Consider the following 17,759-nt stretch of genomic DNA (forward strand, 5'->3'; position numbering starts at 1 on the left):
GCGCGGCGGCGCAGCTCTGGCTAGCGGCGGGCGATCAGGTCGGGGCCGCGTCGGTGGGCGGCCCACTCCCGGGGGGTGACCTCGGCCAGCGTGGAGGCGTTGAGGCTGGCCAGCTTCGGGTCCGAGAGGGCCCACAGGCGCTTGTCGTCCAGGAGGAGACCCGCCTGGGCGGGGCCGGTCCGGATTCCGGCCGCTGCGGCGCTGAGGCGGGCTGTCACCGGGACCGCGTCCAGGGCGGGGACGCGGTGGTCGAGGACCTTCACGGACAGGCGCTCGGCCACCGAGCGCCGTTCGACCCGGATGAGTTCGCCGCGCAGGACCACGTCGACGGTGCGCTCCGGGGAGGGCATGGCGAAGCCCTCCAGTGCCCTGAGGGCGCGGGCGGCGTCGGCGCAGGCCGCGGTGTCGGTGAGGTCGGCCCCGAAGTACTTGAGGTCTGTGGGGGCCGCCGCGTCGGCCGTGGCGCGGACCAGGTCGACCGGGATGCGGTTGCAGGGGTCGTCCAGGGAGGGCAGGGCGTGGCCCTCGGGGGTGCGGATGAGGCCGGGGCCCTCCTTCCACGGGCCGGGGATGACGACCGAGGTGTAGGGCTTGCGGCGGAACTCGCGGTCCCAGAACGTCAGGCTGGTGCCGTCGGCGGTTTCGTGGGCGATGGCAAACGCGCCCAGGGCGTCCACCCACATCAGGTCGGCGCTGAACGCGTCGACGACGGAGCGGCTGCGGTCGGCGGTGCCCATGGTGTGGTGGAAGCCGTCCTCGCCGAGGAGTTCCACGTCGGTGCCGAAGGCGGGGTCGCGGGCGCGGAGGACGAACTGGCCCGCCCCGTTCCAGCCCGCGCCGCGGCCGGTGGTGTCGGTGAACATCAGGTAGAACCAGCCGTCGACGTGGGTGGCGGCGGGTTGGCCGGTGCCGTAGACGTTGTCCCGGAGGACGTCGTGGGAGGCGGTGACGATGGGGGCGCCCCCGTTGGCCCTGGTCCACACCCGACCGTCGGGGCTGGTGGCCAGGCCGATGGCGTTGCCGTTGGCGTGGTGGCCCGCCGCGCCGGTGTAGTACAGGTAGTAGGTCCACCCGACCTTGATCACCGACGGGTCGCAGGTGTGCATGCCGTCGAAGCCGGTGGAGCTGCCGGAGAACACCGCGGTGCCCGGGCTGCCGTCCGGACCGCTGTACGGGCCCCACGGGCTCGTCGACTCGGCCAGCAGGACGTCGTCACCGGGTGGGGCGGCGGTGCCGAGCTGGCTGCACCACCACATCCGGTACCGCCCGCCCTCGGCCATCAGCGTCGGTGCGTAGTTGTAGACCGCGTCCCCACCGCCCGCGGCCACCACCTGCGGACTGGCCCGCTCCCGGTCGGTCCCCAACCGGACCGGCTCGGCCCCCGCCCGCACGGCCGGGATGGGGGCGGCCGTGGTCGGCTCCGGCCCCCGCTCGGTCACGCCCTCCGCGTCCGCCGAGCAACCCGCCGCGACGACCACCACGACCAGGGACGCGAGGGCATGGCGAACGCGCCGAAACCTGCTGGGCATGTGCGGTGGGGACCTCCGTGCCGGGACGCCGCCGGGGTCGGCGTCCGGCCCAGTCTAGGCACCGGCGAACGCCCCACCGCCCCTCCACCGCCCCGCGGCACGGGGTGCGGGAGCCCCGAACAGCGCCTTCACCGGGGCCACCAGGACCGTTCGCCCAGTTCAGCCGCTGTCCGCCCGGGTCAGCGGGTGTTGTCGGCCAGCCAGCGGAGGGCGAGGGTGTAGCCGTCGACGCCGAGGCCGATGATGACGCCCGCCGCGATGTCGGAGATGAGGCTGGTGTGGCGGAAGGTCTCGCGCTTGTGCACGTTGGAGATGTGCACCTCCACCAGCGGGGCGGTGAGCTGCGCGGCGGCGTCGCGGACGGCGACGGAGTAGTGGGTCCAGGCGGCGGCGTTGAGGACGACCGGGGTCGACTGCTCGGCGGCCTCGTGCAGCCAGCCGAGCATCTCGCCCTCGTGGTCGGTCTGGCGCACGGTGACGTCGAGGCCCAGCTCCCGGCCGGTCTCCTCGCACCGGGCGACCAGGTCGGCGTGGGTGGTGCTGCCGTAGATCTCCGGCTCCCGGGTGCCGAGCCTGCCCAGGTTGGGGCCGTTGAGGACGAAGACCCTCACAGCAGCACCGTCCCGGACGTGGGCTGCTCGGTCGCCACCACCGAGTAGGCCGCGGCCAGCAGCGCCGGGTCGGGGCCCTCCAGCCGGGCGGGCTTGGCGAGGCCGTCGAGCACCACGAAGCGCAGGACGCCGGACTTGGTCTTCTTGTCGGTCAGCATCCCCTCGACGAGCTGGGGCAGCGCGTCGGCGTCGTAGGTGACGGGCAGGCCGACGGCGGTGAGGATGGCGCGGTGGCGGTCGGCGGTGGCGTCGTCGAGCCTGCCCGCGAGGCGGGCGAGTTCGGCGGCGAAGACCAGGCCGACGCTGACCGCGGCGCCGTGGCGCCACCTGTAGCGCTCGCGGCGCTCGATGGCGTGGGCCAGGGTGTGGCCGTAGTTGAGGAACTCGCGCTGACTGGCCTCGCGCAGGTCGGAGGCGACCACGTCGGCCTTGACCTGGATCTTGCGGCGGACCAGGTCGGCGAGCACGTCGCCCTCGGGGTCGAGGGCGGCGGCCGGGTCGGCCTCGATCAGGTCGAGGATCTTCGGGTCGCCGATGAAGCCGCCCTTGATCACCTCGGCCATGCCCGCGACCAGCTCGTTGCGCGGCAGCGTGGTCAGGGTGCTCAGGTCGACCAGCACGGCGGAGGGTTCGTGGATGACGCCGACGAGGTTCTTGCCCGCGTCGGTGTTGATGCCGGTCTTGCCGCCGACCGCCGCGTCGACCATGCCCAGCAGGGTGGTCGGCACGTTGACCAGCTTCACCCCGCGCATCCAGGTGCCCGCGACGAAACCGCCCAGGTCGGTGACCGCGCCGCCGCCCAGGGCCAGCACCACGCCCTGGCGGTCCAGGCCCATCCGGCCGAAGACCTCCCAGCAGAACGCGGCGACCGACAGCGCCTTGCCGTCCTCGGCGTCGGGGATCTCCACCCGGTGCGCGTCCAGCCCCGCCGCGGCCAGCTCCTCGCGGGTCGCCTCTGCGGTCGCGGCCAGGGTCGGCTGGTGGACGATCGCCACCTTCGACGCCCCGGCCACCGCCTGCACCAGCTCGTCGAGCAGGCCCTTGCCGATCACCACGTCGTAGGGGCGGTCGGTGGCCACCCTGATGCGCACCGGCTGCACGGTCAACGCCTTTCCTCGGTCTGGTCTGCGGTCTGGTCCGCGGTCGTGCCCGCGGTCGGTCCGGCGGGGTCCGCGGCCGACCCGGTGCCGTCCGCGGCCTGCCCACCGGGCCGGGCCGGGAGCGACGCCACCAGTTCGGCGACGACCTCGTCGGGGGTCAGCGCGTCGGTGAGCACCTCGACGGTGGCCACCTCGCGGTAGAGCGGCAGGCGCTCGTCGAGCAGTTCCCGGAACCGCGCCCTCGGGTTGATGCCGACCAGCAGCGGCCGGGCCGCCGAGAGCCCGGTGCGGCGGACCCCCTCGGCGAAGCCGACGTTGAGGAAGACCACGGTGTGCTCGGCCAGCAGCGCCCGGGTCACCGGGGACAGCACCGACCCCCCACCCAGCGCCAGCACGCCCGCGTGCTCGGCCAGCGCCGTGGCGACGGCCCGCTCCTCGATCAGGCGGAACGCGGACTCGCCGTCGTCGGTGAAGATTTCGGTGATCGGCTTGCCCGCGCCCGCCACGATGTCCGCGTCGGTGTCGCGGAACGGCAGGCCCAGCGCCGCGGCCAGGCCCTCGCCGACCGTGGTCTTGCCCGCCCCGGGCGGTCCGACCACAACCGCGACCGGGCTCACCAGCGCTTCCGCAGCGCCTCGAGGTACCCCTCGGCGTTGCGGCGGGTCTCCGGCAGCGAGTCGCCCCCGAACTTCTCCAGCGCCGCCTCGGCCAGCACCAGGGCCACCACCGACTCCAGCACAACACCCGCGCGCGGCACCGCGCACACGTCGGAGCGCTGGTGGATGGCCACCGCGGGCTCCCCGGTGACGACGTCGACGGTCGACAGCGCGCGCGGCACGGTGGAGATCGGCTTCATCGCCACCCGCACCCGCAGCGGCTCGCCGTTGGTGATGCCGCCCTCCAACCCACCCGCCCGGTTGGAGCGCCTGCTGACCCCGGACACCGCGTCGGTGTCCCGGTCGATCTCGTCGTGGGCCTTGCTCCCCCACCGCTGGGCGGTGGTGAAGCCGTCGCCGATCTCCACGCCCTTCATCGCCTGCACACCCATCAGGGCACCGGCCAGCCGCGAGTCCAGCCGCCGGTCCCAGTGCACGTGCGAGCCCAGGCCCGGCGGCAGCCCGTAGGCGATCACCTCGATGACCCCGCCGACGGTGTCGCCCGCCTTCTTGACCGCCTCGACCTCGGCGACCATGGCGTCGGTCCCGGCCTGGCTGAACGAGCGCACCGGGCTCTCGTCGATGGCCGCCAGGTCACCCGGTCCGGGCAGCGGCCCCTCCGGCGCGACGGCCGCGCCGATCGAGACGACGTGGCTGATCACCTCGATGCCGAGCAACTGGCGCAGGAACGCCTTGGCCACCGTGCCCAGCGCGGTGCGGCTCGCGGTCTCCCGCGCGCTCGCCCGCTCCAGGACCGGCCGGGCCTCCGGGAAGTCGTACTTCTGCATCCCGGGCAGGTCCGCGTGCCCCGGCCGGGGTCGGGTGAGCGGCTCGTTGCGGCTCAGGTCGGCCAGTTCCCCCGGGTCCACCGGGTCTGCGGACATGACCTTGGACCACTTGGGCCACTCGGCGTTGTCGATCTGCACCGCGATCGGCCCGCCCTGGGTGCGGCCGTGCCGCACGCCGCCGAGGAAGTCGACCTTGTCGGTCTCGAAGCCCATCCGGGGGCTCCTGCCGAACCCGAGCCGCCTGCGGGCCAACTGCTCCCCCAGGTCAGAGGTGGTGACCTCGACCCCGGACACCATGCCTTCCAGCACGGCGACCAGCGCGGGCCCGTGTGACTCTCCAGCGGTCATCCAACGCAGCACGCGGCAATCCTGTCATGTCAACCCCACGCCGCCCGCACAGCCTCGGGCCGACCGAACACCTCGCCGGTCACCTCCTCACCTGATGAAATGGACAAAAGGTACAAACAAACCAGGAGTGCTGAATGCGGAAGCCCATCCCGGCTCTGGCCGCCGCTCTGACCCTGACCGGCGTAGCCGCGTCCACCACTCCCGCCCCGGCCTCCGCGACCGCATCCGCGGTGGTGCGGGGCGTGGTGACGACCACCCCGCAGGACCTGGTCGCAATGGGACCGATCACGATCGACAAGGCGGCCCGGACGTTCACCTTCCCCACCGCCCGTCGATTCGACGTGCCCAAGGAGGTCGTCACCGCCCACTGGGTCGGGACGAGCAGCCTCTACGAGGCCGCGGTGACCCGGATCGAGCGGGGACCGTCGCTGTTCCACGTGTTCCGGCTGTCGCTGGACGGCACCGGTCGGGTCGTGGCGGACAACTACTACTACACGCCGGGCTGAGGGATCAGTTCGGAATGGAATCGCGGAGGCGATGATCGCGCAGGCCGGGACGGGATGGCCTGGTGGACATCGGCTCGTCGTTCGGCGCGGATTGCGCAGGCGGCGGAAATCCCTGAGCCAGGCGAAGGTGCGTTCGACCGGCGGGCGCGGATCACACACCGGCGAGGGCCGAGAGGGTGACCGTTGCCGTGCCCACCAGCATCCCGGGCGCGTGCGGGATACCGGTGCGGTAGCGGGGAGTGCGGCGGGTCACCACGTGCAGGGCAAGCGTGGTGAGCGCGGCCAGGAAGGTCGCGCCGATCAGCGCGGGCGGGCCGAGAGCGCCCTGGACGGCACCCAGTGGGGCGGAGAGGAAGACGTCCCCCCTGCCCAACGCCGCGGGATTCGCGTGGTGGATGAGGCTGTGGAGTGCACAGAGGACGGCCGCGCCCAGGACCGCGTGGAACAGGAGCACCCACCCGGTGGCGAGGGCGGGCCCGGCCAGGAGCGGTAACGCCAAGGCCGCGGTGGGAGCGGTGAGCGCCCTGGGCAGGCGGCGGTGGTGGAGGTCGACCACCGCCAGGGGTACGGCCACCCAGGTGAGCGGGAGGACCACGGTCAGCCACGCCGTCGGCAGGTGGGCGTGCTGCCAGAGGAAGGCGACGACTGTCCACAGGAGAGCCGTGGGGAGTTCGCACTGCCCGGGCCCGGCCCTGGTGCCGTGCGGGACCTTGGCCAGGAGGTTGCGGGAGAGCGCCCCGGCCAGGGAACCCGTCGCCAGTGCGAGGACGAGGAATGGGGACAGCCAGGCCGCGCAGAGGAAGACCAGGCAGGCGATGGTGAGGACCCGGGTGGAAACCCTTGTGGCGGCGGGGAATTCAGCGGGGAAGGATGTTTCGGTCATGACTCCACGGTACGAACCCGGCGGAGCCTTGTCATTGCCACGATGGCGTGGGGATGGACGTTTGACAGCCTGTGGATTCCGTGCAGTGCAAGGGTTCCGCGGGCCTACAGGGGCAGCGGCACCGGGTCGGGGACGGCGTCGCGGAGGGCGTCGCGCATGGCGACCCGGGGGGCCGCCTGGGCGGTGAAGAGCTCGACCTGGCCGAAAGCCTGGTGCAGCAGCATGTCCAGGCCGGTGGCGAGGTGGGCGCCGGACCCGCCCGCGGCGGTGGCCAGCGGGGTGGGCCAGGGGTGGTAGATGACGTCCAGCAGGTGGCGGGCCCCGGCGAGGTCGGCGGCGATGGGCTCGACGGCCTGGGCGGGGGCGGTGGTCACCAGCACCGCGCAGGCCGCGGCCAGGGCGCGGAAGTCGACGGTGTCCCACTCGAGGACGGTCACCGGGAGGCTGAGCCGGTCGGCGCAGTCCTCGGCGTCGGCCGCGCGGGTGCGGTCCCGCACGACCAGGGTGGCCGAGGACAGGCCCAGCGCCGCGAAGGCCGCCAGGGCCGCGCAGGCGGTGCCGCCCGCCCCCAGGACCAGGGCCGAATCGCCCGCCCTCGGCTGGTAGGCGGCGGCCACCAGCAGGGCGCCCGCGACGCCGTCGACGTCGGTGCAGTCGGCGTGCCAGGAGCCGTCGGGGCGCCGCACGAGGGTGTTCGCGGCCCCGACCGCGACGGCCCGGTCGGTGGCGGTGTCGGCCACCCGCAGGGCGGCGCGCTTGCCGGGCATGGTGACCGACAGACCCGCCCACTCCGGACCGAGCGAGGCGACCAGGTCGGGCAGCCCCGCCTCGTCGCACTCGACCCGCTCGTAGGTCCAGTCCAGGCCCAGGGCGGCGTACGCGGCGCCGTGCAGCACCGGCGACAGCGAGTGGGCGACCGGGGAACCCAGGACCGCCGCGCGCCGCTCAGTAGGCGTCGTTCTCATCGGCCAGCTTGATGTTCGCGTTGTGCTCGGGCAGCGTGTCGGCGAAGCAGGAGGTGCCGTCCTTCTGGCAGCGCACGAAGTACAACCAGGTGCCCTCGGCGGGCTTGGCCGCGGCCTCCAGCGCCTCGCGGCTGACCGCGGCGATGGGCGTCGGGGGCAGGCCGGGGCCCGCGTAGGTGTTGTACGGCCCGGCCTTGGCGCGGTCCTCGGACCGGGTTCGGATGTCCGGGCGGTCCAGGACGTAGTTGACCGTCGAGTCGTACTGCAGGTTCATCGACTGGGCGAGGCGGTTGTAGGTGACCCGGGAGACCTTGGCGAAGTCGGCCTCGATGGCCTCGCGCTGCACCAGCGACGCCATGACCAGGACCTGGTACGGGGTGAAGCCGGTGCTGTCGGCCAGACCTGGCATCCCGATGCTCTGCAGCCGGGCGGCGGAGTCGGCCAGCAGCTTCTTCCACACCTCCTCGGCGGAGGTGCCCGGCTTGACCTCGTAGACGTCCGGCATGACCAGGCCTTCGAACCGGTGCTTGGGCTCGGCCCGGCTCGCGTCCGCGACCGCCCAGTCGGGCACCCCCAGCGCGGTCATGTCGGCCGTTTCCGCGACCTTGCGCAGGTCTTCGACCGACACGCAGACTTCCTGGCCGTTGAGCTTGGCGCACGAGGCCTTGGAGATGAGCGTCAGCACGCCGGGGGTGATGGTCTCGCCGCTGGCGATGTCGTCGAGCTGGGTACCCGCCCGGATCTGCAGGTTGCCCACCCGCGACTCCGGGTCGACGATCTTGGCGACCGCGTCCGCGCCGGAGATCTTGGTGCGCATCACGTAGTAGCCCGGCTGCACCGAGCGGACCCTGGTGTCGGTAGCCGCGGCGGAGATGAACGCCTTCGAGCTGGCCACGACGCCCGCGTCCTTGAGCCGGTTGGCGATGGTGGCGGTGGAGTCACCGCCCTCGACCTCGACCACGACGTCGGTCTCACCCGAACCCGCGAAGTCGTCGTAGCCGCCGATGTCGCTGATGAACCGGTAGCCGTACCAGGCCCCGCCGCCCAGGATGAGCAGGACGACGAGCCCGACGACGACCAGCTTGAGCCGCCTGCGGTCGGGTTTGGCCGGGCGCGCCGTGGCACCGGTCCTGGGCTTGCGCGGGCGCTCGCGGCGCTCCGGCTCCTCCTCGAACAGGCCGAGGTCGTCAGTCATGAGTCCGCCTCCGCAGATCGTGCGAGCGCAGCGGCCCTGGCGTCGAGCCAGGCCTGCAGGATCTCCACCGCCGCGGCCTGGTCGACCACGGCGCGCTGCTTCTTCCCCCGGACACCGCGTTGGCTGAGCATCCGCGAAGCGCTGACCGTCGTCAACCGCTCGTCGGCCAGCCGCACCGGCACGGGGGCGATCCGGGCGGCCAGGTCGGTGGCGTAGGCGACCGCGGACTCGGCCGCGGCACCGTGCCGGGCGGCCAGGGTCCTCGGCAGGCCGACCACGACCTCGACCACCTCGTGCTCGGTGACGAGACCGGCCAGCGCGGCCAGGTCGGCCCCGGCCTTCTCGTCCCGCGCCAGCGTGACCAGCGGGGTGGCCAGGATCGGCGCGGGGTCGCTCAGCGCCACCCCGACCCGGACGGAGCCGACGTCCACGGCGAGCCTGCGGCCGCGCCCCGGGTCGTCGGCCCCGGGCCGGTGCGGTGAGGGGTTCACGCGCCGTCCAGGGCCCGCCTCAGCGCGGTGACGGCCTCACCGATGCCCCCGGCGTCGGCGCCACCGCCCTGGGCCAAGTCGGGCTTGCCGCCGCCGCGGGCCTCGATGGCCGGGGCGAAGGCGGGCACCAGCTTGCCCGCGGCCAGCCCGGCGTCGCGGGCAGCGGGGGTGGTGGCGACCACGAAGGCGACCTTGCCGCCGTCACCGGCGGAGAACAGGGCGACCACCCCGGGGCGGGCGCCGAGCCGGTTGCGCACCTCGACGGCGAGGTTGCGCAGGTCGCCGCCGCCGATGCCGTCGGGCACCTTGAGCGCGACCAGGGCCGTGCCGCGCACGTCCTCGGCCTGCTCGGCCAGCGTCCCGGCCGAGGAGAGCAACTGGCCCGCGCGCAGCTTCTCCAGTTCCTTCTCGGCGTTGCGCAGCCGGTCGACCAGGGCCTCGACCCTGGCCGGGACCTCGACGTCGGGCACCTTGAGCATGGCGGCCAGGTTCTGCACCAGGGCGCGCTCCTTGGCCAGGTAGCGCATGGCGTCCATGCCCACGTAGGCCTCGAGGCGGCGGCTGCCGGAGCCCACGGAGGACTCGCCGAGCAGGCTGATCGGGCCGATCTGCGAGGAGTGCTCCACGTGCGTGCCACCGCAGAGCTCGCGCGACCACGGGCCGCCGATCTCCACGACGCGCACCGTCTCGTCGTAGGTCTCGCCGAACAGGGCGACCGCGCCGAGTTCCTGGGCGCCGCCCATGTCGGTGTAGACGACCTTGACCGGCAGGTCCTGGCGGACGGCGAGGTTGGAGACCTCCTCGATCTCGCTCTTGGTCTCCGGCGACAGCGCGCCGGACCAGGCGAAGTCGAGCCGCAGGTAGCCGGGCTTGTTGTACGAGCCGCTCTGCAGCGCGGTCGGGCCGAGCACCTGGCGCAGGGCGGCGTGCACGACGTGCGTGCCGGAGTGCCCCTGCCGGGCGCCGACCCGCCACTCCGGGTCGACCCTGGCCTCGACCTCGGCGCCCTCGGTGATCTCGCCGGAGCGCACGCGCACCTGGTGCACCCACAGCTTGCGGGCGATCTTCTGCACGTCGACGACCTCGAGCACGGCGCCGGAGGCGGTGGTGATCGTCCCGGCGTCGCTCTCCTGGCCACCGGCCTCGGCGTAGAGCGGGGTGCGGTCGAGCACGACCTCCAGCACCTCGCCCTCGGCGGCGCCGGGGACCCGCTTGCCGTCGCGGACCAGGCCGATGACCTTGGCCTCGGTGGTCAGCTCCTCGTAGCCGGTGAACACGGTGTTGCCCTGGGCGAGCAGTTCGCGGTACACCGACTGGTCGCCGTGGCCGGTCTTGCGGGAGGCGGCGTCGGCCTTGGCGCGGGCGCGCTGCTCGGCCATCAGCTCGCGGAACCCGGTCTCGTCCACCGACAGCCCGCGCTCGGCGGCCATCTCCAGGGTGAGGTCGATCGGGAAGCCGTAGGTGTCGTGGAGCTGGAACGCCTTGTCGCCGGGCAGGGTGGCCTTGCCGTCGTCGACGAGCTTGTCGGCGGCCAGGTCGAAGATGCGCGAGCCGCTGGCCAGCGTGGCGAGGAAGGTCTCCTCCTCCTTGCGCATGATCGACTCGATGCGGGGGAAGTCGGTGGCCAGCTCGGGGTAGGACGGGGACATGGTGTCGCGGACGACGGCGGCGAACTCGCCGAGCACCGGCTCCTGCACGCCGAGCAGGCGCACGGAGCGGACGATGCGGCGCAGCAGGCGGCGCAGCACGTAGCCGCGGGCCTCGTTGCCGGGGGTGACGCCGTCACCGATGATCATCATGCCGGAGCGGGCGTGGTCGGCGATGACGCGGAAGCGCACGTCATCGACTGCGCCGCCCGGGTTGCCATAACGGCGGCCGGACATCTCCTCGGCCTTGGCGATCACCGGGCGGACCAGGTCGGTCTCGTAGACGTTGTCCACGCCCTGCAGCAGCGCGGCGACCCGCTCGATGCCCATGCCGGTGTCGATGTTGCGGCGCGGCAGCGAACCGATCGGCTTGTGCCCCTCCTTGGGGGACAGCTCGCCGCGCACGTCCTGCATGAAGACGAGGTTCCACACCTCGAGGTAGCGGTCCTCGTCGGCGACCGGGCCGCCCTCGCGGCCGTGCTCGGGGCCGCGGTCGTAGTAGATCTCCGAGCAGGGGCCGCCGGGACCGGGGATGCCCATGTCCCAGTAGTTGTCCTTGCCGTCGCGGCGCTGGATGCGCTCCTCGGGCAGGCCCGCGATCTTCTTCCAGAGGTCGAGGGCCTCGTCGTCGTCGGTGTAGACGGTGGCCCACAGCCGGTCCGGGTCGAAGCCGTAGCCGCCGTCGGACTGGCTGTTCGTCAGCAGGGCCCAGGCGTGCTCGACGGCCTGGGCCTTGAAGTAGTCGCCGAAGGAGAAGTTCCCGGCCATCTGGAAGAACGTGTTGTGCCGGGTGGTCTTGCCGACCTCGTCGATGTCGCCGGTGCGCACGCACTTCTGGATGCTGGTGGCGCGCGGCCACGGGGCCGGGGCGTCGCCGAGGAAGTACGGCTTGAACTGCACCATGCCCGCGTTGACGAACAGCAGGTTGGGATCTTCCAGGATCAGCGAGGCGCTGGGTACCGGGGTGTGGCCGTTGCTGGTGAAGTACTCCCGGAAGCGGCGGGAGATCTCGTGTGTCTGCACTGTCGGTCCTCAGGGGTCGAGCGGGTTCGGCGGGCGCGAACGGCGGAGGCCGAGCGTGTGCTCAGCCGTCCGCCCGGCGCGCTCGCGCGTCGGTGGCGCGCGGCTCCGCCCGGCGCGGCCTGCGCTGCGGGGCGGTGGCGCCGGTCAGGGCGTGCCGCGCCCCGGGGGTGACCCCGGAGCGGCGCTCGACCTCACCGGTCAGCTGCTCCTCGCGCTCGGACATGCCCGCGCGGACGTCCGCGCCGAAGGCGCCGATGGCACCGGCGAGCTCGCGCACGGCGTCGCCGACGTTGCCCGCGATCCCGGCCGGGGTGACCGCGTGCGCGGTGTCGCGGGCCTTGCGGGACAGGGCCACGCCGGTGGCGACGCCGACGCCGAGCCAGAACAGGCGCTTCACTTCTTCGCCCCCCGCCCGCGGCGCAGGCCCGGGCCCGCGTGCTTGCCCTCCAGCGCGCCCTTGGCCTTGCGGCGGGCGCGGACGGCCTTGCTCACCCCGTAGGACAGCGCGGCGGCCTTGACCAGCGGGCCGCCCAGGGTGGCGGTGAAGACCGAGGTCAGCGCCGACACGTTGCCGGTGACGGCCTGCGCGTTGGAGGTGATGCCGTCGACCCGCTCGAGCTGGGTGTTGACGTGCGTCAGCGTGGTGTTGGCGCCCGCGAACAGCGGGTCGCTGTTCTGGTGCGCCTTGCGGATCGCGATGGTCGTCTCATCGAGGGTGCGGCCGAGCTTGAACAGCACGATGCCCAGCAGCACCACGAGCAGGACGAACGCGCCCGCGGCGATCAGCGCGGCGATCTGCCCTGCTGTCACGAGACTCTCCTCCTAGGCCGTCGCTCCCCGGGTGCGGTCGGGGGGCGGGTGATCGGCGTCAGGCTACCGCGCCCGGTCCGGCCCGGCCTGCCCGGACCTGCGCCGCTGTCACCACAGTCTCCGCTTCGCCGGTGATCTGCGCGAAGAGTTATCCACAGGGGCCGGAGAGTCGGTCAATCCCCGCGCACGAGCCTGCGCAGTTTCGGCACCCGGTCGGCCAGCGGGCGCTCGGCGCCGCGCTGCGTGGGGTTGTAGTAGTCGCGGCCGCGCAGGGCGTCCGGCGGGTACTGCTGGCGCAGCACGCCCTCGGGGGCGTCGTGCGGGTAGCGGTAGCCGGTGGCGTTGCCCAGTTCCTTGGCGCCCGCGTAGTGCCCGTCGCGCAGGTGCGGCGGCACCGTGCCCGCGGCGCCCGCGCGGACGTCGGCGAGCGCGCTGTCGATGGCGGTGATCACCGCGTTGGACTTCGGCGCGGTGGCCAGGTGCACGGTGACCTGGGCCAGCGCCAGCCTGCCCTCGGGCATCCCGATGAGCTGCACGGCCTGCGCGGCGGCCACCGCGGCGGGCAGCGCGGTCGGGTCGGCCATCCCGACGTCCTCGGTGGCGTGCACGATCAGCCGCCGGGCGATGAACCTGGGGTCCTCCCCGGCTTCGATCATCCTGGCCAGGTAGTGCAGCGCGGCGTCGACGTCGGAGCCGCGGATGGACTTGATGAACGCGCTCATCACGTCGTAGTGCTGGTCGCCCGAGCGGTCGTAGCGCACGGCGGCCTTGTCCAGCGTGGCCTCGACGGTGGCGAGGTCGATCGCGCCGTCGCGGGTGGCGATCGCGGAGTCGGCGGCGGCCTCCAGCGCGGTGAGCGCGCGGCGGGCGTCGCCACCCGCGAGCCGGACGATGTGGTCCTCGGCCTCGGCCTCCAGCGTCGCCGCACCGGCGAGGCCGCGCTCGTCGGCGACCGCCCGGCGCACCAGCGCGCGGACGTCCTCGTCGCCGAGCGGGTGCAGTTGCAGCACGATCGAGCGCGACAGCAGCGGGGAGACCACGGAGAAAAACGGGTTCTCGGTGGTGGCCGCGACCAGCAGCACGATCCGGTCCTCGACCGCGCCGAGCAGCGCGTCCTGCTGGGTGCGGGAGAAGCGGTGCACCTCGTCGATGAACAGCACGGTGGACTCCCCGGAGTGGGTGAGCCGCCTGCGGGCGTCGTCGATGACCCCGCGCACCTCCTTGACCCCGGCCGAGAGCGCCGACAGCGCCACGAACCGCCTTCCGATCGCCGAGGACACCAGGGTCGCCAGGGTGGTCTTACCGGTGCCGGGCGGGCCGTACAGCAGGATCGAGGCGGGCGCGGCGCCCTCCACCAGCCGCCGCAGCGGGGCGCCGGGGCCGAGCAGGTGGTCCTGGCCGAGCACCTCGTCGAGGGTGGCCGGGCGCATCCGCACGGCCAGCGGCGCGGACGGGCTCACCCGGCGCGGCCCCGGCGGCTGCGCGGGCGGGCCGGAGGTCGTGCCGAAGAGGTCGAGGTCGAACTCCTGTTCCACCCGGGCGACGCTACCCGCTCAGATCGACAGGTCGAACCGGCCGTCCTCGGTGCCGGTCACGAAGGTTCCCCACGCGGCGCTGCGATCTCCGAACTCGACAGCGCCGTCGTCCGGGGGGAAACGGATGGCGATCCAGCGCGGACCGCTGGTCCACACCGTGCGACGCTAGCCGGGTAACGGCCGCCACCGGGACCGCGACCCCACGGGGCGGAGCGTGCTGTCGGGGAGTTGAGAACGCGTGGGCTTGTTGGACAGGTTCTACCGGGTGCCGCACGACCTTCGGCACTTGGAGCGGGAGATCGGCAAGCTGGCCGTGCTGATGGACGCGGTCACCCCGCCGGGGATGGTCCGCGCCGCCCGCGACGAGGTGACCAGGCAGTCGATCCAGGTGCGGGCGCGGCTGGCCGCGCAGGGGCGGCTGGGTGAGCTGCGCCGGTTCCGCACCCGGGTGCTCGCCTCGGCCGACTTCATGGACGGCACGATGTACCACAAGGTGTTCGTGCCCTACATCGAGACGATCCTGCCGAGGACGCCGGGTGAATAGCGGGTGTCGTGTGGGAGGATGACGTCCCGTGACCTCGACCGTCATCCTCCTCGCGGGCCCCTCCGGTTCCGGCAAGTCCACCCTCGGCGCCCGCCTGGGCCTGCCGGTGCTGCGGCTGGACGACTTCTACCGCGAGGGCCACGACCCGGCCCTGCCGCGCGACGCCGCGGGCCGCGTCGACTGGGACCTGCCCGGTTCCTGGCACGCCCCGGACGCCCTGGCCGCGGTGGTCTCGTTGGCCACGACCGGTTCCGCCGACGTCCCGGTGTACGAGATCGGCGCCGACCGCAGGGTGGGCACGCGCCGGGTGGAATTGGCGGGGGCACCGGTCTTCGTCGCCGAGGGGCTCTTCGCCGACCGGATCGTGGAGGGCTGCGCGGCGGCGGGGGTGCTGGCCGGGGCGATCGTGCTGGACCCGAGCGCGGGGCGGACGGCGCTGCGGCGGTTCAGCAGGGACGTGGCCGAGTCGCGCAAGTCGGTGCCGGTGCTGCTGCGCCGGGGGCTGCGGCTGTGGCGCGAGCACGCGGCGGTGGTGCGCCGGGGCGAGCGGGCCGGGATGCGCCGCTGCACGCCGGAGGAGGCCGTCCGGGTGGTCGCCGGGGCCGGGGTCCTCGCGAACGCCTGACCGGCACGCGCACGGCGCCCGCGAGCGCAACCCCCGCAACAGAACCGACCACGAACCGCCACAATTCTCTCAGCGGCTGGAAGGAAACCCGCGTTCGTTGCCCGGTCGCGGGGCGCGGTGCTCCGATTGGCGCATGGCCGCATCCCCTCCCCCAGACCCGCTCAAGTTCGCCTACTGGGTGCCGAACGTCAGCGGTGGTCTCGTCGTCAGCAGCATCGAGCAGCGCACGGACTGGTCCTACGACTACAACCGCGAACTCGCCATCTTGGCCGAGGACAACGGTTTTGAGTACGCGCTGAGCCAGGTCCGCTACATGGCCAGCTACGGCGCGGCCTTCCAGCAGGAGTCGACGAGCTTCAGCCTGGCGCTGCTGCTGGCGACGCAGCGGTTGAAGGTGATCGCCGCGGTGCACCCGGGGCTGTGGCACCCGGGGGTGCTGGCGAAGCTGGTCGCCACCGCCGACCACCTCTCCGGCGGGCGGGCCGCGGTCAACGTGGTCTCCGGCTGGTTCAAGGGCGAGTTCACCGCGCTGGGCGAGCCGTGGCTCGAACACGACGAGCGCTACCGGCGCTCGGAGGAGTTCATCCGGGTGCTGCGGGCAAGCTGGACCGAAGACGAGGCCCAGTTCGCGGGTGACTTTTACCGGTTGCGCGGCTACGACCTCAAGCCCAAGCCGCTCACGGCCGAGGGGCGGCCCCACCCCGAGATCTTCCAGGGCGGCAACTCCACCGCCGCCCGCGCGATGGCCGGGCGCGTCTCGGACTGGTACTTCAGCAACGGCAAGGACTTCGACGGGGTCACCGAGCAGATCACCGAGGTGAACCGCTCCGCGGAGCAGCACGGCCGCACGGTCCGCTTCGGGCTCAACGGTTTCCTCATCGCCCGCGACACCGAGGCCGAGGCGAAGGAGACGCTGCGGGAAGTCGTGGCGAAGGCCGATCCCGATGCGGTCAAGGGGTTCCGCGACGCCGTGCGGCAGGCGGGCAGCTCCACCGGCGACGGCAAGGGCATGTGGGCGGACTCCTCGTTCGAGGACCTCGTCCAGTACAACGACGGCTTCCGCTCGAAGCTGATCGGCACCCCGGAGCAGGTCGCCGAGCGGTTGGTCGCCTACCGGTCCCTCGGGGTGAACCTCGCGCTCCTGGGTTTCCTGCACTACCACGAGGAAGTAGCGTATTTCGGCGAGCACGTCCTGCCGATCGTCCGCGCGCTTGAAGCCGACGCCGACCGAGGCGCGGCCACCCCCGAACCGCTGACCGTCTGAGGAGGAAACCGTGACCACCACCGAGACCGACTGGTCGAAGACCGAGACCCCGACCACCGCCGAGGGCTGGGTGTCCCGCGCGGCGGAGGTGTCCGCGCTGCTGGCCGTCGACGCCGTCACCCGCGACCGGGAGGGCAAGACCCCGCACGCGGAGGTCCGGTTGCTCAAGGATTCCGGCCTGGTGACCCTGCTCGGCCCGACCGAGCACGGCGGCGGCGGGCAGGAGTGGCCGACCGCGTACCGGGTCGTCCGCGAGATCGCCGCGGCCGACGGTTCCATCGGCCAGCTCCTCGGCTACCACTACCTGTGGTTCTGGGCGGCACGCCTGGTGGGGACGCCGGAGCAGATCACCGCCGTGGAGGAGCTGGCGACGACGAACCGCCTCTTCTTCGGCGGCGCGGTCAACCCCCGCGACTCCGACGTGACCATCACCGACGAGGGCGACACGATCGTCTACAACGGACGCAAGTCGTTCTCCACCGGCAGCCGGGTCTCCGACCTGACCGTGCTGGAGGGCGTGCTGGAGGGCACGGACAAGCACATCTTCGCCATCGTCCCCTCCGACAGCCCCGGCCTCACCTTCCACGACGACTGGGACAACATCGGCCAGCGCCTGACCGAGTCGGGCGGCGTCACCATCGACGGCGTCCGGGTGGACTGGGCGTCGGCGGCGGGGTACGTCGACAAGACCTTCACCCCGCGCGTCTACAACACCCTCAACGTGCCGACGATCCAACTGGTGTTCGTCAACTTCTACCTCGGCATCGCCAGGGGCGCGCTGGAGACGGCCCGCACCTACACCCGGGAGAAGTCCCGCTCGTGGCTGCACGGCGGTTACGAGCGCGCGGTGGACGAGCCGTACGTGATCGACATCTACGGCGACCTCACGTCGAAGCTGTGGGCGGTCGAGGCGCTGGCCGACCGGGTGGCGGAGGAGGCGCTGGTCATCCACCGGGCCCCGGACCGGGTGACCGAGCGCGAGCGCGGCGAGCACGAGGTGCGGGTGGCGGCGGTGAAGGCCCGCGCGACGGAGGTGGCGCTGGAGATCACCGCCGGGGTCTTCGAGGTGACCGGTGCCCGCGCCACGGCGTCGTCGGAGGGCCTGGACCGGTTCTGGCGCAACGTCCGCACGCACACGCTGCACGACCCGGTGGCCTACAAGCGCCGCGAGGTCGGCGTCTTCGTCCTGCGCGACGAGATCCCGGAGCCCACCTGGTACTCGTGATCGGTCCCGCCCGCC

19 protein-coding genes are annotated in these 17,759 nt (G+C 73.0%); 5 read left to right on the forward strand and 14 right to left on the reverse strand.

The window, feature by feature from the left end:
• Positions 1–20 precede the first annotated feature (20 nt).
• From L6E12_RS18430 to aroC, 5 genes are all read right to left on the reverse strand, one after another.
• Positions 21–1,529, reverse strand: coding sequence for a beta-xylosidase (locus tag L6E12_RS18430; protein ID WP_236229162.1), 1,509 nt, complete (start codon positions 1,527–1,529; stop codon positions 21–23).
• A gap of 179 nt (positions 1,530–1,708) precedes the next feature.
• The gene (gene aroQ / locus L6E12_RS18435) at positions 1,709–2,140 is read right to left on the reverse strand and encodes a type II 3-dehydroquinate dehydratase (protein WP_236229163.1); all 432 of its coding nucleotides are present in this window, start codon (positions 2,138–2,140) and stop codon (positions 1,709–1,711) included.
• Positions 2,137–3,246 (reverse strand): 3-dehydroquinate synthase, encoded by a 1,110-nt coding sequence (gene aroB, locus L6E12_RS18440; RefSeq protein WP_236229164.1) that lies wholly within the window; start codon positions 3,244–3,246, stop codon positions 2,137–2,139. Before aroB ends, aroQ begins: the two co-directional genes overlap by 4 nt.
• Positions 3,243–3,857, reverse strand: coding sequence for a shikimate kinase (locus tag L6E12_RS18445; protein ID WP_374201905.1), 615 nt, complete (start codon positions 3,855–3,857; stop codon positions 3,243–3,245). Before L6E12_RS18445 ends, aroB begins: the two co-directional genes overlap by 4 nt.
• Complete coding sequence (gene aroC / locus L6E12_RS18450) at positions 3,854–5,044, reverse strand: chorismate synthase (RefSeq protein WP_236229165.1); 1,191 nt, start codon at positions 5,042–5,044, stop codon at positions 3,854–3,856. Before aroC ends, L6E12_RS18445 begins: the two co-directional genes overlap by 4 nt.
• Positions 5,045–5,166: 122 nt before the next feature.
• Between aroC and L6E12_RS18455 the strand changes: the two genes are divergently transcribed.
• A complete protein-coding gene (locus tag L6E12_RS18455) occupies positions 5,167–5,538 on the forward strand; it encodes a hypothetical protein (RefSeq protein ID WP_236229166.1) in 372 nt (123 codons plus the stop codon).
• A 151-nt stretch (positions 5,539–5,689) separates the two neighbouring features.
• Here L6E12_RS18455 and L6E12_RS18460 read toward each other — a convergent pair whose 3' ends face one another.
• The 9 genes from L6E12_RS18460 to L6E12_RS18500 form a co-directional block, all read right to left on the reverse strand.
• On the reverse strand, positions 5,690–6,421 hold the full coding sequence (locus L6E12_RS18460; RefSeq protein ID WP_236229167.1) for a prepilin peptidase: 732 nt from the start codon (positions 6,419–6,421) through the stop codon (positions 5,690–5,692).
• Positions 6,422–6,525: 104 nt separating this feature from the next.
• Positions 6,526–7,386 (reverse strand): shikimate dehydrogenase, encoded by an 861-nt coding sequence (locus L6E12_RS18465; RefSeq protein ID WP_236229168.1) that lies wholly within the window; start codon positions 7,384–7,386, stop codon positions 6,526–6,528.
• Positions 7,367–8,581 (reverse strand): endolytic transglycosylase MltG, encoded by a 1,215-nt coding sequence (gene mltG, locus L6E12_RS18470; protein WP_236229169.1) that lies wholly within the window; start codon positions 8,579–8,581, stop codon positions 7,367–7,369. Before mltG ends, L6E12_RS18465 begins: the two co-directional genes overlap by 20 nt.
• The gene (gene ruvX / locus L6E12_RS18475; RefSeq protein WP_236229170.1) at positions 8,578–9,072 is read right to left on the reverse strand and encodes a Holliday junction resolvase RuvX; all 495 of its coding nucleotides are present in this window, start codon (positions 9,070–9,072) and stop codon (positions 8,578–8,580) included. The genes mltG and ruvX overlap by 4 nt, the downstream gene beginning before the upstream one ends.
• The gene (gene alaS, locus L6E12_RS18480) at positions 9,069–11,741 is read right to left on the reverse strand and encodes an alanine--tRNA ligase (RefSeq protein WP_236229171.1); all 2,673 of its coding nucleotides are present in this window, start codon (positions 11,739–11,741) and stop codon (positions 9,069–9,071) included. Before alaS ends, ruvX begins: the two co-directional genes overlap by 4 nt.
• A 61-nt stretch (positions 11,742–11,802) precedes the next feature.
• Positions 11,803–12,138 carry a hypothetical protein gene (locus tag L6E12_RS18485; protein ID WP_110081983.1) on the reverse strand — a complete coding sequence of 112 codons (336 nt, stop codon included), beginning with the start codon at positions 12,136–12,138 and terminating at the stop codon, positions 11,803–11,805.
• On the reverse strand, positions 12,135–12,551 hold the full coding sequence (locus L6E12_RS18490) for a DUF948 domain-containing protein (RefSeq protein ID WP_110081984.1): 417 nt from the start codon (positions 12,549–12,551) through the stop codon (positions 12,135–12,137). The genes L6E12_RS18485 and L6E12_RS18490 overlap by 4 nt, the downstream gene beginning before the upstream one ends.
• Before the next feature lie 173 nt (positions 12,552–12,724).
• On the reverse strand, positions 12,725–14,086 hold the full coding sequence (locus L6E12_RS18495; RefSeq protein ID WP_374201906.1) for a replication-associated recombination protein A: 1,362 nt from the start codon (positions 14,084–14,086) through the stop codon (positions 12,725–12,727).
• An 18-nt stretch (positions 14,087–14,104) separates the two neighbouring features.
• Positions 14,105–14,242, reverse strand: coding sequence for a hypothetical protein (locus L6E12_RS18500; RefSeq protein WP_236229172.1), 138 nt, complete (start codon positions 14,240–14,242; stop codon positions 14,105–14,107).
• 82 nt (positions 14,243–14,324) lie between these two features.
• On the opposite strand from L6E12_RS18500, the gene L6E12_RS18505 reads away from it, so the two are divergent.
• The 4 genes from L6E12_RS18505 to L6E12_RS18520 all read left to right on the forward strand — a co-directional run bounded on the left by L6E12_RS18505 (position 14,325) and on the right by L6E12_RS18520 (position 17,744).
• Positions 14,325–14,630 carry a hypothetical protein gene (locus tag L6E12_RS18505; RefSeq protein ID WP_236229173.1) on the forward strand — a complete coding sequence of 102 codons (306 nt, stop codon included), beginning with the start codon at positions 14,325–14,327 and terminating at the stop codon, positions 14,628–14,630.
• Positions 14,631–14,658: 28 nt separating this feature from the next.
• Positions 14,659–15,255 (forward strand): uridine kinase, encoded by a 597-nt coding sequence (locus tag L6E12_RS18510; protein WP_236229174.1) that lies wholly within the window; start codon positions 14,659–14,661, stop codon positions 15,253–15,255.
• A 133-nt stretch (positions 15,256–15,388) separates the two neighbouring features.
• Entirely contained in the window at positions 15,389–16,519 is a 1,131-nt protein-coding gene (gene sfnG, locus L6E12_RS18515) for a dimethylsulfone monooxygenase SfnG (RefSeq protein WP_236229175.1), read from the forward strand.
• A gap of 10 nt (positions 16,520–16,529) precedes the next feature.
• A complete protein-coding gene (locus L6E12_RS18520; RefSeq protein WP_236229176.1) occupies positions 16,530–17,744 on the forward strand; it encodes an acyl-CoA dehydrogenase family protein in 1,215 nt (404 codons plus the stop codon).
• Positions 17,745–17,759 lie beyond the last annotated feature (15 nt).

It is taken from the genome of Actinokineospora sp. PR83, assembly GCF_021056305.1.
Classification (GTDB): Bacteria; Actinomycetota; Actinomycetes; order Mycobacteriales; family Pseudonocardiaceae; genus Actinokineospora; species Actinokineospora spheciospongiae.